The organism is Halomonas sp. IOP_6 (genome assembly GCF_021151565.1).
Lineage (GTDB): Bacteria > Pseudomonadota > Gammaproteobacteria > Pseudomonadales > Halomonadaceae > Vreelandella > Vreelandella alkaliphila.
The window spans coordinates 37,384-52,914 of the sequence record NZ_JAIRBO010000007.1 but is presented as its reverse complement, the minus strand read 5'-3'; the positions used below and the strand labels follow the sequence as shown (position 1 = coordinate 52,914).

Below are 15,531 nucleotides of genomic sequence, written 5' to 3'. Positions count from 1 at the left end.
TATGCCAGCAATATAGATACAGCTAGCTTGAGGCTGCATAGCAGCAGGTTATAATTCACTGTTTTTTAACCAGCAACTTTGCTGGCGCGTGCCTGATATGATTCAGGCCTTTTGTCATTTTAGAGGTCGTTACGATGGTTATGGATATTAACGAAATTCGCGAATACTTGCCTCATCGCTACCCGTTTTTGCTGGTGGATCGAGTAACGCAATTAACCGTGGGTGAATCCATCGTTGCGTACAAAAATGTCAGTATTAATGAGCCGTTTTTTAATGGCCATTTCCCGCACCATCCCATTATGCCAGGTGTTTTAGTCTTAGAGGCGCTGGCTCAGGTGTGCGGTATTTTAGGGTTTAAAACAGTCAATAAGCTGCCCGCTGACGGCTATGTGTACTATTTAGTAGGAAGCGATAATGTGCGCTTCAAACGCCCTGTTATGCCGGGAGACCAGTTAGTCCTGGAAGCCAATGTCATCCGTGGGAAACGTGGTATTTGGAAGTTCGCCTGCCGTGCCTCGGTTAATGGTGAATTAGCCTGTGAGGCGGAAATTATTTGTGCTGAGAGGAAGGTCGCTTGATACACCCTACTGCACTGGTTGATCCCAAAGCGCAGCTTGCTGACGACGTTGAGGTTGGCCCGTTTAGTGTTATTGGGCCAAGCGTCACGATTGGCGCTGGCTCTGTGATAGGCCCCCACGTGGTTATTAAAGGGCCTACCGTTCTAGGTGAACGTACGCGAATTTTTCAGTTTGCTTCGGTAGGAGAAGACTGCCAAGACAAGAAATACGCGGGCGAGCCAACACGGTTGGTGATGGGGGATGATAACGTTGTCCGTGAAGGCGTTACCCTCCATCGTGGTACCGTGCAGGATCGCGGCGAAACTACTATTGGCTCGCGTAACCTATTTATGGCGTATGTTCATGTCGGTCATGACTGTGTGATTGGCAACGACTGTATCCTAGCTAACCAAGTTACTTTGGCAGGTCATGTGGTTCTCGGTGATCACGCCATTTTGGGTGGCCTAGCGGCTGTTCACCAGTTTTGTCACTTTGGTGAACATGCGATGGCCGGAGGCGGGTCGATTATTACCAAAGACACGCCCGCCTATGTGATGATCAATGGCAACCCTGCTGAAGCGCGAGGCCTTAATCTTGTTGGTTTGAAGCGCCGTGGCTTTAGTCGAGACGCGATTAATGCATTAAGCAGTGCCTACAAGCTGGTATACCGCCAGGGCTTAACTGTCGAACAGGCGGTTAGCGAAATGCGCAGCCGATTCGATCTGCCCGAAGTCACCACGTTTGCCGACTCTATTGAGCGGTCAACGCGCGGTATCGTCCGCTAATGACATTGATGTCTAGCTGACATCAACGATGGATTCAAATGCCACTACTTCTCCCGTCATCATGACATTTCAGCGCGTCTATATTGTTGCAGGCGAACTCTCCGGGGATATCCTTGGGGCAGGGTTGATGCACGAGCTGAAGCTGCGCCACCCCAACATTGAGTTTCGTGGGCTGGGCGGGCCTCGCATGGAAGCGCAGGGTCTGACGAGCCGCTTTCCCCTTGAAACATTATCGGTGATGGGTCTTGTTGAAGTCATCAAGCACTTGCCAGAGCTCATTCGCGTGCGCCGCACTCTGCGTGAAGAAGCGCTCGCTTGGCAGCCGGATATTATGATTGGCATTGACGCGCCTGACTTTAATATCGGCCTTGAAAAACAGCTGCGTGCCGCCGGATTGAAGACAGCTCACTATGTCAGCCCTTCGGTATGGGCATGGCGGCAAGGGCGGGTGAAAAAGATCGCCAAGGCGGTTGATGGCATGTTGACGCTACTGCCGTTTGAGGCTGACTTTTACCATCAGCACCAGGTACCGGTCGCCTTTGTTGGTCATCCATTAGCGGATGAATTACCGCTTGAGAATGATCGCCAAGCGGCTCGCCAAACACTCGCATTGCCTGCTCAAGCCCCTGTTCTGGCAATATTGCCTGGTTCCCGGGGTAATGAAATACGCTTTCTTGGTGATACGTTTTTACGCGCTGCTGAGCTGCTCTGTCAGCGTAATGAAGCGCTGCATGTGGTCATTCCCGCAGCGACCCACCAGCGTTATCAAGAAATCACCCAGCTCCTGGCAAGCTACCCCACGTTAAGCGAGCGTGTCATGCTCTTGGACGGGCAGGCTCGCGAGGCGATGGTAGCCAGCGATGCTGTGTTGTTGGCTTCGGGCACCGCCGCGCTAGAAGCCATGCTATGTCATCGGTCAATGCTAGTGGCTTATAAAATGGCACCGACGACCCACTGGCTGGCAAAGCGGTTGGTGAAAACCGAGTGGATTTCACTACCCAATTTGATTGCTCAAGAGGGCGTTGTGCCCGAGCTGATTCAGGACGCTGCCTCACCAGAAACGATCGCTGATCGGCTCGATGAAATGCTTAATAATGCCCAAGAACGTAACGCCCTGGAGGCACGCTTTGCCGATATGCATCGTGCATTACAGCGCAATGCCAGCCAACGGGCGGCACAAGCAATTTCCGCGATGGTGGCGGGCCAGCCATTGGATAGCAACGAAATAGCTTCCCAAGAAGGGAATCATCATGGCCGTTAAGCCGACTGACTATCCCCCCTTAGTGATCGACTATCGTGGTGACTTCTTAGCGGGCGTTGACGAAGTTGGGCGTGGGCCTCTGATTGGCAGTGTTGTGGCATCGGCGGTGATTCTTGATCCTAGTCGCCCTATTGAAGGGCTGACGGATTCAAAAAAGCTCACTGCTAAGAAACGCGAAGCGCTGGATGTGCAGATTCGCGAACGTGCGCTAGCGTTTGCTGTGGCCGAGGCCAGTGCTGCTGAGGTTGATCAGCTAAATATCTACCATGCCACTCATCTTGCTATGCGGCGTGCCATTGATGCTTTAACACCCGCGGCTGAATATTTATTGGTCGATGGTAATCGGTTGCCCGGGCACGAGCTTCCTGGGCAAGCGGTGGTAAAAGGTGATGCCCGCCATCCTGCGATCGCCGCTGCGTCAATTTTGGCCAAGGTGGCCAGAGATGCTCAGATGGCTGAGCTTGATCTGCGCTATCCTGATTATGGCTTTGCCCGCCATAAAGGTTATCCAACGAAAGAACATTTAGCGGCATTGTCTGCCCACGGGCCACTTGCCGAACACCGCCGGAGCTTTGCGCCGGTTCAGCGTCAGTTAGCGCTGCTGTAAGCATTTTCTATTTATCTAGCTTTGTTGCTGAGAGTCCCATGACGGTTCCGTTTGTTCATCTACGTTTGCACAGTGAATACTCCCTGGTTGATGGCTTGGTAAAACTCAAGTCACTGGTCAGTACCACCGCTGAGCGCGGGATGCCGGCTCTGGCCTTAACCGATGAAGCTAACTTGTTTGGTTTGGTTAAGTTCTACAAAGCGGCGCAGGGCGCTGGTCTCAAGCCCATCATCGGTAGCGACTTATGGCTGTACAACCCCCATGATGAGGCCCATCCGTATCGCATTACGCTGCTGGCGATGAACGATGTTGGTTACCGCAATCTCACCGAATTGATTTCTAAGGGGTGGACCGATGGCCAGCGCCAAGGGCGAGCCATTCTGGACAAACAGTGGGTGCTAGCGCAAAGCGAAGGACTAATTGCGCTATCAGGCGGACGTGAAGGCGAGATAGGTCGTCACTTGCTGTCTGATCATGAGCGCGAAGCTCGGGAGCTGTTGGAAGAGTGGCAACGCGCCTTTCCAGACCGTTTTTATTTGGAGTTAATCCGTACCGGGCGGCCGCTTGAAGAAGATTGCGTTCACGCGAGTGTGAAGCTGGCGATTGAGTCGAATACCCCAGTGGTAGCGACCAATGACGTGCGCTTTTTAGAGCGGGAGGACTTTTGGGCACACGAAACCCGCGTTGCCATCGGCGAAGGCAAGGCCTTGGATGACCCGCGCCGTGAAAGACGCTACACCGAAGAGCAGTACCTAAAAAGCCCTGAGGAGATGGCAGCACTGTTTGCTGATATTCCTGAGGCGCTTGAGAACAGCGTTATGATCGCCGAGCGGTGTAGCGTTGATGTACGGTTGGGCGAAATTTTCCTACCTGAGTTCGAAATTCCCGAAGGGATGACTCAGGATGAGTTTTTCCGCAAAGTCTCCCATGACGGCCTCACTGAACGGTTAGATTTTCTGTTCCCTGTTGAACAGTACCCCCGCGATAGCGACGCATATCGCGAGATTGATCAACGTTACCGTGACAGGCTTGAGTTTGAGCTGAACGTTATTATCCAAATGGGCTTTCCTGGTTACTTCCTGATCGTGATGGACTTTATCCAGTGGGCCAAGGATAACAACGTGCCAGTCGGCCCAGGGCGTGGTTCCGGTGCGGGCTCATTAGTGGCTTACGCGCAAAAAATTACCGATCTTGACCCCATTGGCTACGATCTGCTGTTCGAACGCTTTCTTAATCCTGAGCGTGTCTCCATGCCCGACTTTGACGTCGATTTTTGCATGGAAAAACGCGACAAAGTGATTGAGTATGTAGCTAACCGCTATGGCCGCAATGCGGTATCTCAGATTGTCACCTTTGGCACCATGGCTGCAAAAGCGGTGGTGCGCGATGTGGCGCGCGCTCAGGGGCGGCCTTACTCCTTAGGCGATAAGCTTTCTAAGCTGATCCCCTTTGAAGTGGGTATGACGCTTGCCAAAGCGATAGAGCAAGAACCGGCACTGAAAGAGTTTATCGGCAATGACGACGAAGCCGAAGAGATCTGGGAAATGGCTCTCAAGCTAGAGGGCACCACCCGGGGGACCGGTAAGCACGCGGGGGGCGTCGTTATTGCGCCCACCAAACTGACCGATTTCTCGCCGCTGCTGTGCGATGAAGATGGCTCTGGCCTGGTGGTGCAGTTCGATAAAAACGACATCGAAGACGCTGGGCTAGTAAAGTTCGACTTTTTGGGCTTGCGGACGCTGACGATTATCGACTGGGCACTGGAAATGGTCGATAAAGTGCGGGGGGTAAACGGTCAAGCGCCACTTAACATCGACGCTATCCCGCTGGACGACAGCAAAACGTTTGAGATGCTTAAACGCGCGGAAACCACCGCCGTTTTCCAGTTGGAATCTCGTGGTATGAAGGAGCTGATTAAGCGCCTGCTGCCAGACTCCCTCGACGATATGATCGCCCTGGTGGCGCTATTCCGCCCAGGCCCGCTGCAGTCCGGCATGGTTGATGACTTTATCAATCGTAAGCACGGCCGTGCCGAAGTCTCTTATCCCCACCCAGATTATCAGCATGACCTGTTAAAGCCGGTACTTAGCCCGACATACGGCATTATTTTGTACCAAGAGCAGGTCATGCAGATTGCTCAGGTAATGGCCGGTTATTCTTTGGGGCAGGCAGACATGCTGCGCCGCGCCATGGGTAAGAAAAAGCCCGAAGAGATGGCTAAGCAGCGTTCAGGCTTTATGGAAGGCTGTGCCGCCAACGGTATTGATAAAGATCTTGCTGGCAATATCTTTGATCTTGTTGAGAAATTCGCCGGTTACGGTTTTAACAAATCGCACTCTGCTGCTTACGCCTTGGTGTCTTATCAAACCGCCTGGTTGAAAGCGCACTATCCTGGCCCGTTTATGGCCGCCGTTATGTCAACGGAAATGGATAACCTGGACAAGGTGGTGCCGCTAATTGAGGAGTGCCGCCACCTCAAGCTTACCGTCACACCGCCGGATGTTAATGTCGGTGGCTACAAGTTCACCGTTGATACGGAAGGGCGCGTGGTTTACGGCCTGGGTGCCATTCGCGGTGTGGGTGAAGGTCCGATTGGTGCGATTGTTGAAGCCCGTAGCACCGATGGTCCATTTAAAGATCTTTTCGATTTTTGTCGCCGCCTTGATCCAAAACGGATGAACAAGCGAACGCTAGAAGCGCTGATTCGCTCTGGCGCACTGGATAATCTTGGCCCTAACCGGGCGGTGCTTTCCGCCGCGATGGAAGACGCCTTGAAAGCGGCTGCTCAAAACCATGCCAACCAAAATCTGGGTATGCTGGATATGTTTGGCGATGCGTTTACAGCGGAAGAGGAAGAAACGGATCCTTATGCTGAGTATCAGAGCGCCCGTGAATGGACAGATCGTGAGCGTCTTTCTGGTGAAAAAGATACGCTGGGTCTCTATCTGACTGGCCATCCCATTGATGAATATGAGCGTGAGCTAAAGCGCTTTGTCTCTACTCGCATTAGTGATTTGAAGGCCTCTCGTGAGCCGCAGCGGGTGGCTGGCTTAGTGGTAGCCATGCGCACCATGAAGTCCAAACGTGGCGATACCATGGCGTTTATCACGCTGGATGATCGCACCGGGCGTATCGAGGCCTCTCTATTTGGCGAGCTATTTGATCAACTGCGAGGCCAAATCGAATCTGACCAAGTGATTATCGTTGAAGGTGAAGTATCCAACGATGACTTCTCCGGCGGTTTGCGCTTGCGGGGTAAAGACGTTACGCCGATGGTGACCGCGCGGATTCGCTATGGCGAAGCAGTGGAATTAGCATTAGATGCTGAACAGATCAACGGGCGTTTAGTCGATAGCCTGCGTGAGAGTCTTGCGCCATACCGCGATACCGGCGGGTTGCCGGTACGGCTACAGTATCGCCACTCAGCAGCGGTTGGCTGGCTGGCGCTGGCTGATGAATGGAAAGTAGCTCCCAGCGACGACCTGCTGTTGGCCCTTCGTGATGTGCAGGGGCAGGTTGGCGTTCAGCTACGTTACCGCTAACAAACGCTACAAACGTGCGCGTGCCACCGTCAAATTGAGTGCTAAATGGCGGTGCGGCACGCTAATTGAAAGGGTACTGCCTTGCGTGGCAGGTTCAGGGTGCGATAATGCCCCTCATACATGCCCGTTTCGACAAGGCTTCTTTTTTTATAGGCAGCTTACAGGCAGAGCCGATGAATCCTAACTATCTCGATTTTGAACAGCCCATTGCCGAGCTTCAGGCAAAAATTGAGGAGCTGCGTTTGGTCAGCTCCGATAGCCAGGTTAATCTCTCCGATGAGATATCTCGGCTGGAAGAGAAAAGCCGTAAGTTAACCGAATCGATCTTCAAGGATTTAACGCCCTGGCAGGTTTCCCAGATATCTCGCCATCCGCAGCGCCCTTATACGCTGGATTATCTTGAGCATATTTTTACTGACTTTGATGAGCTTCACGGCGACCGCAACTTTGCCGATGATGCAGCCCTTGTCGGAGGCGTCGCGCGTCTGAATGATCAGCCGGTGATGGTCATTGGGCATCAAAAAGGACGCGATGTTAAAGAGAAAGTACGTCGCAACTTTGGCATGCCGCGCCCAGAAGGCTACCGTAAAGCCTGTCGCCTAATGGAAATGGCCGAACGCTTTAAAATGCCCATCCTAACGTTTATCGATACGCCTGGGGCTTACCCAGGGATCGATGCGGAAGAGCGCGGTCAGTCGGAAGCCATTGCGTATAATTTGGCGGTGATGTCACGCCTGAAAACACCGATTATCTCCACCGTAGTGGGGGAAGGTGGTTCTGGTGGCGCGCTGGCGATTGGTGTGTGCGACGAGCTGCATATGCTGCAGTACTCCACCTATTCGGTTATTTCTCCGGAAGGCTGTGCGTCTATTCTTTGGAAGAGCGCTGAAAAAGCATCTGACGCCGCTCAAGCCATGGGTATTACTGCTGAGCGCCTCAAAGAGCTTGGCTTTGTTGATGAGCTGATTAAAGAGCCGCTAGGTGGTGCTCATCGCCATCCACTAACGACGGCTGAGCGCGTTAAAGAGGCTTTGGCTAATAGTCTGGAGCGTCTGCAAAGCTTTGATAGCGATGCGTTACTGGAGCGCCGCTATAAGCGGTTAATGAGCTATGGCGCCCCAGCCGCCTAAGCCGCTGTTACGTTTACTGAATGACGCCCTGGCGGAGACCCCGCCGGGGCGTACTATTTGGATAGCGCTTTCCGGTGGGCTAGACTCTTCGCTGCTGCTGACGCTGTCCGCTCAGGTTTGCCGGGATGCACGTCGTCCGCTGCGGGCGATTCATATTAACCATGGTCTACAGGCGGCAGCCAGCGCCTTTGAAGCGCATTGTCAAACGCTGTGCGATACGCTTGGTGTATCACTAGTGACGGCAAACGTTGCTGTGGACGCTCAGGGCGAAGGTGTAGAGGGGGCGGCGCGGCGAGCGCGTTACCAGGCGTTCATGGCGCATATTCCCGCTGGCGATACGCTATGGCTAGCCCAGCACCAAGATGACCAAGCCGAGACGCTACTGCTGGCCGCGTTGCGCGGCAGTGGTGTGCGTGGCTTGGCGGGCATGCCTTTTCGCCGCGAGTGGCAGGGGCTCACTCTGCTGCGGCCCTGGTTGAGTGTCAGCCGACAGACGTTGGCTGATGCCGCGCATGGATTATCAATCAGTTGGTGCGAAGACCCGACAAACCGAGACATCGCGTTTGATCGTAATCGCTTACGCCATCAAGTGATGCCAGCATTACAGCTACGTTGGCCTGGCGCTGCACGGGCCCTTGCCAACAGTGCCCAGCATGCCGGTGAGGCAGACCAGCTGTTGGCGGCCTATGCCGCGGAAGAGCTGGCAACGCTGATGCGCGGAGAGTACTGCATGGATGCTACGCTGCTTAGTCAACGCTCCTTACCTCGCCAGCGGCTGCTGGTGCGTACGCTTTGTAAGCAGCTAGCGCTCCCAACACCCCCTCAAAAACGCCTCGAAAGCCTGCTAGCGCAGTTAGGCGCAGTGAACGACGCCCAGGTGAAGGTTGAATGGCCAGGAGTAGACGCGCGGATTTGGCAACGCCATCTCTATCTCATGAGGCCGCTTAAGCCGCTGCCTAAGTGGGAAGCCGAATGGGAGGGCGCGCCAGGGCAGCTAACCCCTTTGGGCCGGTTGGAAGTATCGCTGGCGCCGCCGCGCCGCGTAACCTTGCGTTGGCGACGTGGTGGTGAAGTGGTTGCGTTAAAAGAGCGCGGACGGCGCGACGTTAAACGCTTACTCCAAGAGCGGGGAGTGCCGCCCTGGGAGCGTGAGCGTTTGATTGTAGTAATGGAAGGTAAGTCATGCTTGGGCGTTATCCAGCCGCCTGCCAACGTATTGTGGCAGGCTGAAGGCGTTGTTCTTGCCTCTACAGCTACACCACCGAAAACGTAAACCCAGCCGCTGTCATATAGGCCTGTTCCTGCTCCATATCGGTACTTAACAGCGTCGGTTCGTCGCTAGGTGGTAGCGTCATCAGCAGTGCTTCACCCTCTGCGTTAATCTCTGGTAGCGGCGGGGGATTTTCAGACCGGGAGTGATTAATAAGCACGGCAAGGCGCAGCAGGCGAGCAAGTTTGGCACAACCTTCCTGGTGTGAGGCAGGCAGTGCCTGCCACTCTTTAGTTGGAAACTTGCGTCGATGGGCGCGCACTAAAAACGCCAGTAGGCGCTGCTCAGGGCGTGAAAAGCCAGCCAAGTCGGAATGTTCTAGCAAATAGGCGCCGTGGCGATGGAATTGACTATGAGAGATAGCCAAGCCAATTTCATGTACATGACTTGCCCAGACAAGATAATGGCCTTGCTCTTGAGTTAGCCCCCAGGCTTTTTTTACTTTATTGAATAAGCGAAGGGCCGTGTCGGCGACATTTTCTGCCTGCCGAGAGTCAACATCATAAATCCGCTTCAATGCATCTAGGCTTTTAGAACGGGTATCTTCCGCGCTATTCCGTCCCGCCATGTCATAAAGCACTCCTTCGCGCAGGGCGCCGTCTGCAAAGCGCATTTGGGAAAGATTAAAGGCTTCAAAAATAGCGTTTAAAATGGCGATACCTGCCGGAAAGACTTTTGCTCGGTCAGGTTTTAGACCATCTAGCTCAACTTTCTCCAGCTGTTTGCATTTTAGTAGGCGTTCACGCAGCTTTTTCAATCCACTACGGGTGATAACACCTTCTTGGGGCGAATCGCCGTAAGCATATAACACGCTTGCGGCAGCCTTTATCGTTCCGCTGGAGCCCACCGGGTCATCCCAGCCAAGGCGTAGGTAGGGACGCTGAATGTTGGCCAGTTCTGACAGGGCAGACAGCTCAGCACGACGCATACGCTTTTCACTAAGTTCGCCATCAGGAAAAAAGCGGCTGCTGAAGGTGACGCAGCCCATGCGTAAGCTCTCAAGTGCTTTGGGCTCGAAGGCTTCGCCAATGATAAATTCCGTCGATCCGCCGCCGATATCAACAATTAAGCGGCGACCAGTTTCGGCTAGCGCGTGGGCGGCACCTAAATAAATAAGCCGGGCCTCTTCGCGGCCAGCAATAATTTCGATGGCGTGGCCAAGCTGCGCTTCGGCACGCTCGATAAACGCTTGGCTGTTATAGGCATCGCGCAACGCATTCGTACCGACAATGCGCAGATTGGCATCCTCAATGTCGTTGAGAAAGGGTGCAAAACGGCCTAGACAGTCCAACGCGCGCTGCATGGCTGCCTCGTTTAAATAGCCGTTCTCGTCTAGCCCAGCGGCTAACTGAACCTTTTCACCCATCCTGGCAACGACTTGAAGGCGCTCGTTTTGATAGTTAGCGACCAGCAGGTGGAAGCTGTTAGAACCCAGGTCGATGGCGGCTAAGCGCTGCGGTTCAGTGTGATCCAGTTCAGCCGACGGCGCGGTGAGAGGGAGTGAAATTTCCTTGGGCATGGGCGTTCCTTCCTAGTGGCTATGCCAAGGTTGCGGTGCCTTATTAGTATTGTCAATTGTCAAACACTTGCGTTTATCGCGGGCCTTGACTACCATCGAACTACTGGCTTGATCCGAGTTAACTTGTTTGCCTATTAAACAGGCGTATTACTCGGGTATTCCGAGCAGTACGTATCCAATGGCATCAGCCAGATGTCCAAGTCGTCAGATAACCCGCTGAAACAGCATTTTCTGTGCCGATCAGATTAACTAGTTTATTAGCACCCTCACGTTAAGCAGTCGTTGATGCCGTTACTCCTTTATTGGCATTTACTTCAAGACTGCCTAGCTTTCAGTATCTGAGCGTGTGCCTAGATGGGGTTCTGAACGCATCACTCGGCGCTTAGCCCTACTTTTAGGTCACGCCTCCTGTCTTATTCCCGGCGCTTGTCGCCCAGCTTTCATGAGCAACTTTCTAACACACCGATGAATCTCACTGAACTCAAGCAAAAAACCGTTCCCGAGCTGCTCGATATCGCCCGCGAGATGGGTATCGACAACTTAGCCCGTTCGCGCAAGCAGGACATCATTTTCGCCATCCTCAAAAAGCATGCTAAAAGTGGAGAGGATATTTATGGCGATGGTGTGCTGGAAATCCTTCAGGATGGCTTCGGCTTCCTGCGTAGCGCTGACAGCTCGTACCTCGCTGGACCGGATGATATCTACGTATCGCCGTCTCAGATCCGTCGTTTCAATCTGCGTAAAGGCGACTCCATTTCCGGCAAAATCCGCCCGCCTAAAGAAGGTGAGCGCTACTTTGCCCTGCTCAAAGTTAGCCAGATCAACTTTGATCGTCCGGAAAATGCCAAGCATAAGATTCTCTTTGAGAACTTAACGCCGCTGTTCCCAGACGACCGGCTGCGCATGGAGATTGGTAATGGCTCTACCGAAGATCTTACCGCGCGTATCATTGACCTGACTGCGCCGATTGGTAAAGGTCAGCGCGGTCTGTTGGTGTCACCGCCTAAAGCGGGTAAGACACTGATGCTACAGAACATCGCGACGTCCATTACGCGCAACAATCCTGAGTGCCATCTGATTGTATTGCTGATCGATGAGCGTCCTGAGGAAGTGACCGAAATGTCACGCACCGTGCGTGGCGAAGTGGTTGCCTCTACCTTCGATGAACCACCCGCCCGCCACGTGCAGGTTGCAGAAATGGTTATCGAAAAAGCCAAGCGTCTAGTAGAGCACAAGAAGGACGTGGTGATTCTGCTTGACTCCATCACTCGTCTAGCACGTGCCTACAACACCGTAGTGCCCAGCTCCGGCAAAGTGCTAACCGGTGGTGTGGACGCTCACGCTCTTGAGAAGCCAAAACGTTTCTTCGGTGCCGCGCGTAATATCGAAGAGGGCGGTAGCCTGACGATTATTGCCACTGCGCTGGTCGATACTGGTTCGAAAATGGACGAAGTTATTTTCGAAGAGTTCAAGGGCACCGGCAACATGGAAGCGCACCTTGACCGCAAGCTGGCTGAGAAACGCGTGTTCCCCGCGATCAATATCCGTCGCAGCGGTACTCGGCGTGAAGACCTATTGGCGTCTGAAGATGAAATGCAGCGCATGTGGATTCTTCGCAAGCTGCTCAACCCGATGGAAGACACGGCTGCTACAGAGTTCCTGATTGATCGTCTGAAGGATACCAAGACGAATCTGGAGTTCTTTGAAGCAATGAAGCGCCGCTAGGCGCTGCATTACGGCCAAGCACTAGCGATAAACGTCTGACAGCCGGAGAAGTGCCTTGAGGAGAGTGCCTTGAAGTACCACGACTTGCGCGATTTTATTGCGGCACTTGAAGCGCAGGGTGAACTTAAGCGAATTAAAGCAGAAGTTGATCCTTATCTGGAAATTACCGAAATTTGCGACCGAACATTGCGTGCTGGCGGCCCCGCGCTGTTGTTCGAGAATGTGAAGGGTCATGACATGCCGCTGCTGGGCAACCTTTTTGGTACGCCTAAACGGGTTGCGCTGGGCATGGGGCAGGATTCGGTAGAGGCGCTGCGCGAAGTGGGTAAACTACTGGCGTTTCTAAAAGAGCCCGATCCGCCCAAAGGGCTAAAAGACGCCTGGGACAAGCTGCCGATTTTCAAGCAAGTGCTAAGTATGGGGCCAAAAATCGTTAAGCGGGCCCCGGTACAAGAGCTATCGTTTGAAGGCGATGAGGTTGACTTAGATCGTTTGCCGATCCAGCACTGCTGGCCTGGCGATGCGGCGCCGCTAGTGACTTGGCCATTGGTGATTACCAAAGGCCCGCATAAAAAGCGTCAAAACCTCGGTATTTACCGCCAACAGAAAATTGCTAAAAACCGCCTGATTATGCGTTGGCTCTCCCATCGAGGCGGTGCGCTGGATTTCCTTGAGTTTCAAAAAGCGCATCCCGGTGAGCCATTTCCTGTGGCGGTGGCGCTGGGGGCAGACCCTGCAACGATTTTAGGCGCCGTCACTCCGGTACCCGACTCTCTCTCCGAGTATGCGTTTGCTGGGCTTCTTCGTGGTTCACGCACAGAGCTTGTTAAGTGCGGCCATGCTGACCTGGAAGTGCCTGCATCTGCAGAAATCATTCTTGAAGGGTTTATTTATCCCGACGATATGGCAGCGGAAGGGCCATTTGGCGATCACACCGGTTATTACAACGAAGTCGATCACTTCCCCGTTTTTACCGTCACGCGAATGACGATGCGGCGGGACGCGATATACCACTCCACGTATACCGGCCGCCCCCCCGATGAGCCAGCTATTCTAGGCGTCGCGCTTAACGAGGTATTTGTCCCGATCCTGTGTAAGCAGTTCCCGGAGATTGTTGACTTCTACCTGCCGCCGGAAGGGTGCTCCTATCGGATGGCCGTCGTGACCATGAAGAAGCAGTACCCAGGTCACGCCAAGCGCGTCATGATGGGGGTTTGGAGCTTTCTGCGTCAGTTTATGTACACCAAGTTTGTCATTGTACTGGATGACGACGTCGACGCGCGTAACTGGGAAGACGTGATGTGGGCAATTACCACGCGTATGGACCCAGCACGGGATACCGTGATGGTGGAAAATACTCCCATTGATTACCTCGACTTTGCGTCTCCGGTGTCCGGGTTGGGGTCTAAAATGGGGCTCGACGCCACCAATAAATGGCCAGGAGAAACGGATCGAGAGTGGGGGATACCCATCGTGATGGACGATTCGATAAAGACCCGCGTTGACGAGCGTTGGGACGAGCTGGGCATTGATATCCCGTTACCCACACCTCGCCACGGCTAACCCAGTGGCGCAGGTCGGACGATTCTTCATAAAGAGGCTTTCATGAGCGCAAGCACGTCAACTTGCAAGACGTTAACCTGCCAGGTAACCGCCGTTGAGGATTTAAATCCCGACGTCTTTGGGGTGACTCTGGAAGGGCGGCCAGAAGCCATGCAGCATGCGCCTGGTCAGTATTTAGAGCTGAAACTAGACGATAACACCTGGGTGCCGTTTTCAATTGCCAGCGCTGAACGTGGCGATGGCATTATCGAATTGCATATTCAACACTGGCCTGAACGGGACAACTCAGCTCGTCTGAGAGAGTTGTTGCAGGTGGCCAACCAGTTGACCGTACGATTACCCAGTGGTGACTGTGTGCTGGACGCCGAAAGCGAGCGCCCGCTACTGCTGATCGCGGCAGGCACCGGTTTTGCACAGATGAAAGCCATTGTAGAAGCAGCGTTACGGCAGCAGCCCGCTAGGCCTATTTCGCTATGGTGGGCAAACCGCGAGCACCGCGATCTGTATGCCGAAGACTTGGCCTGCGAATGGGCACAAGAGTATGCCAATGTTGCTTTTCAAGCCGTAACAGAGTTTCCGCTTACCGAGCCGCTGGCGGTTGGTGAACGCATATCACACCATCAAGGACGCGTTGACCTAGTGCTGGAAAGTGCCCTTGAGAGCGAACTTGCAAGGGCTCAGTTGACGCCCAGCGATTGTGATATCTTCCTATCAGGCTCGCCGGGGATGGTTTACGCCTGTGTTGATGTGTTCGAGCGAAAAAACATCAGTAGTGAGAGAATGTTCTCGGATGTATTTGCCTACGCTCCTCGCCCTCACTAAAATGATCGGCCGATAACTGACGCACGGCATGTGCCGATAACCGATACCGATAAAAAAGGAGGCTTTCATGGCCCACCATGACGACAACTTCAAAGATGAATCAGGTTTACTTTCTATTGTGCTCGGCGTTGTGGTTCTGGTCAGCATGAGTGCACTGCCCGCAACGATTGGTTGGATACAAGCATTTGGCGGCTGATGGTTGCCATTTTGTTTCTATGCAGGCAGGATTAAACACTCAGATGTCATCGTTTTCGATGCGCAACGTGAATTAGAATCCTAAATTAGGATGTAGCCATGCACACAGCACAATGCATTTGCCACACACAAGCAAGGCCGGTATCGGCGGCGAGTGCTTGGGCGTGCGTTGCTGCATTCTTTTATGCTGCCTATTGGTTTAGCCACGGTGTGCTCCTGGCCGACCAGTAGCGTCGCGCCATCAGGCACACCGACTAGGTTGCCTGCCGCATGCAAAGAAGCCTCGGTTGGTAGCCCAACCGAGGCTTCTTTTGTTTTAACTGTTTATTTAGCTTAACTAGTCAGGTTTCACAGACATTTCATCAAGGAGCTGCATCATGATGTACCGCGCAAACTCTCTCGCTAATCTGCTCGCCAATATTGCCAACTATATCGGTTATGGCTATGGCTGGCGATTTAGCGACGCGCGGTCGGTGCAAGCTGCCACCTCCGACCGTGCAAGCCAGGGTGGCAAGTTGTTGTTATCACGATGTCACACGCTTCCGGAGAGTTAAA

At 53.5% G+C, this 15,531-nt stretch carries 13 protein-coding genes; 12 read left to right on the top strand and 1 reads right to left on the bottom strand.

Annotated features, from left to right (window positions below):
- Positions 1–134: 134 nt before the first annotated feature.
- From fabZ to tilS, 7 genes are all read left to right on the top strand, one after another.
- Positions 135–578 (top strand): 3-hydroxyacyl-ACP dehydratase FabZ, encoded by a 444-nt coding sequence (gene fabZ / locus K7H08_RS13670; protein ID WP_038481200.1) that lies wholly within the window; start codon positions 135–137, stop codon positions 576–578.
- Positions 575–1,342, top strand: a complete 768-nt coding sequence (gene lpxA, locus K7H08_RS13665; RefSeq protein WP_095602775.1) for an acyl-ACP--UDP-N-acetylglucosamine O-acyltransferase — start codon at positions 575–577, stop codon at positions 1,340–1,342. The genes fabZ and lpxA overlap by 4 nt, the downstream gene beginning before the upstream one ends.
- A 61-nt stretch (positions 1,343–1,403) precedes the next feature.
- On the top strand, positions 1,404–2,603 hold the full coding sequence (gene lpxB / locus K7H08_RS13660; RefSeq protein ID WP_231658336.1) for a lipid-A-disaccharide synthase: 1,200 nt from the start codon (positions 1,404–1,406) through the stop codon (positions 2,601–2,603).
- Entirely contained in the window at positions 2,593–3,210 is a 618-nt protein-coding gene (gene rnhB, locus K7H08_RS13655) for a ribonuclease HII (protein ID WP_231658266.1), read from the top strand. Before lpxB ends, rnhB begins: the two co-directional genes overlap by 11 nt.
- Positions 3,211–3,248: 38 nt before the next feature.
- A complete protein-coding gene (gene dnaE, locus K7H08_RS13650; protein WP_231658265.1) occupies positions 3,249–6,752 on the top strand; it encodes a DNA polymerase III subunit alpha in 3,504 nt (1,167 codons plus the stop codon).
- Positions 6,753–6,925: 173 nt separating this feature from the next.
- The gene (locus K7H08_RS13645; protein ID WP_038486504.1) at positions 6,926–7,882 is read left to right on the top strand and encodes an acetyl-CoA carboxylase carboxyltransferase subunit alpha; all 957 of its coding nucleotides are present in this window, start codon (positions 6,926–6,928) and stop codon (positions 7,880–7,882) included.
- Entirely contained in the window at positions 7,863–9,155 is a 1,293-nt protein-coding gene (tilS, locus tag K7H08_RS13640) for a tRNA lysidine(34) synthetase TilS (RefSeq protein ID WP_231658264.1), read from the top strand. The genes K7H08_RS13645 and tilS overlap by 20 nt, the downstream gene beginning before the upstream one ends.
- Here the strand turns inward: tilS and ppx are convergent.
- Positions 9,136–10,671 carry an exopolyphosphatase gene (gene ppx / locus K7H08_RS13635; protein WP_231658263.1) on the bottom strand — a complete coding sequence of 512 codons (1,536 nt, stop codon included), beginning with the start codon at positions 10,669–10,671 and terminating at the stop codon, positions 9,136–9,138. The genes tilS and ppx overlap by 20 nt on opposite strands.
- Before the next feature lie 465 nt (positions 10,672–11,136).
- On the opposite strand from ppx, the gene rho reads away from it, so the two are divergent.
- The 5 genes from rho to K7H08_RS13615 all read left to right on the top strand — a co-directional run bounded on the left by rho (position 11,137) and on the right by K7H08_RS13615 (position 15,530).
- Positions 11,137–12,396: a transcription termination factor Rho gene (rho, locus tag K7H08_RS13630; protein ID WP_038481222.1), complete on the top strand. Its 1,260-nt coding sequence runs from the start codon at positions 11,137–11,139 to the stop codon at positions 12,394–12,396.
- Between the two features lie 69 nt (positions 12,397–12,465).
- On the top strand, positions 12,466–13,959 hold the full coding sequence (gene ubiD, locus K7H08_RS13625; RefSeq protein ID WP_038481225.1) for a 4-hydroxy-3-polyprenylbenzoate decarboxylase: 1,494 nt from the start codon (positions 12,466–12,468) through the stop codon (positions 13,957–13,959).
- Positions 13,960–14,001: 42 nt separating this feature from the next.
- On the top strand, positions 14,002–14,781 hold the full coding sequence (locus K7H08_RS13620; protein WP_231658262.1) for an NAD(P)H-flavin reductase: 780 nt from the start codon (positions 14,002–14,004) through the stop codon (positions 14,779–14,781).
- Between the two features lie 67 nt (positions 14,782–14,848).
- Positions 14,849–14,977 carry a hypothetical protein gene (locus tag K7H08_RS18425; RefSeq protein ID WP_264177150.1) on the top strand — a complete coding sequence of 43 codons (129 nt, stop codon included), beginning with the start codon at positions 14,849–14,851 and terminating at the stop codon, positions 14,975–14,977.
- A 376-nt stretch (positions 14,978–15,353) separates the two neighbouring features.
- On the top strand, positions 15,354–15,530 hold the full coding sequence (locus tag K7H08_RS13615; protein WP_167457095.1) for a hypothetical protein: 177 nt from the start codon (positions 15,354–15,356) through the stop codon (positions 15,528–15,530).
- The last annotated feature ends 1 nt before the right edge of the window (position 15,531 follow it).

Excerpts from the sequence above, each read along its gene's own strand:
- K7H08_RS13645 (WP_038486504.1), top strand. The coding sequence starts at position 6,926 with ATGAATCCTAACTATCTCGATTTTGAACAGCCCATTGCCGAGCTTCAG.
- K7H08_RS13615 (WP_167457095.1), top strand. The coding sequence starts at position 15,354 with ATGATGTACCGCGCAAACTCTCTCGCTAATCTGCTCGCCAATATTGCC.
- K7H08_RS13620 (WP_231658262.1), top strand. The coding sequence starts at position 14,002 with ATGAGCGCAAGCACGTCAACTTGCAAGACGTTAACCTGCCAGGTAACC.
- rnhB (WP_231658266.1), top strand. The coding sequence starts at position 2,593 with ATGGCCGTTAAGCCGACTGACTATCCCCCCTTAGTGATCGACTATCGT.
- rho (WP_038481222.1), top strand. The coding sequence starts at position 11,137 with ATGAATCTCACTGAACTCAAGCAAAAAACCGTTCCCGAGCTGCTCGAT.
- dnaE (WP_231658265.1), top strand. The coding sequence starts at position 3,249 with ATGACGGTTCCGTTTGTTCATCTACGTTTGCACAGTGAATACTCCCTG.
- fabZ (WP_038481200.1), top strand. The coding sequence starts at position 135 with ATGGTTATGGATATTAACGAAATTCGCGAATACTTGCCTCATCGCTAC.
- K7H08_RS18425 (WP_264177150.1), top strand. The coding sequence starts at position 14,849 with ATGGCCCACCATGACGACAACTTCAAAGATGAATCAGGTTTACTTTCT.
- ppx (WP_231658263.1), bottom strand. The coding sequence starts at position 10,671 with ATGCCCAAGGAAATTTCACTCCCTCTCACCGCGCCGTCGGCTGAACTG.
- tilS (WP_231658264.1), top strand. The coding sequence starts at position 7,863 with ATGGCGCCCCAGCCGCCTAAGCCGCTGTTACGTTTACTGAATGACGCC.
- lpxB (WP_231658336.1), top strand. The coding sequence starts at position 1,404 with ATGACATTTCAGCGCGTCTATATTGTTGCAGGCGAACTCTCCGGGGAT.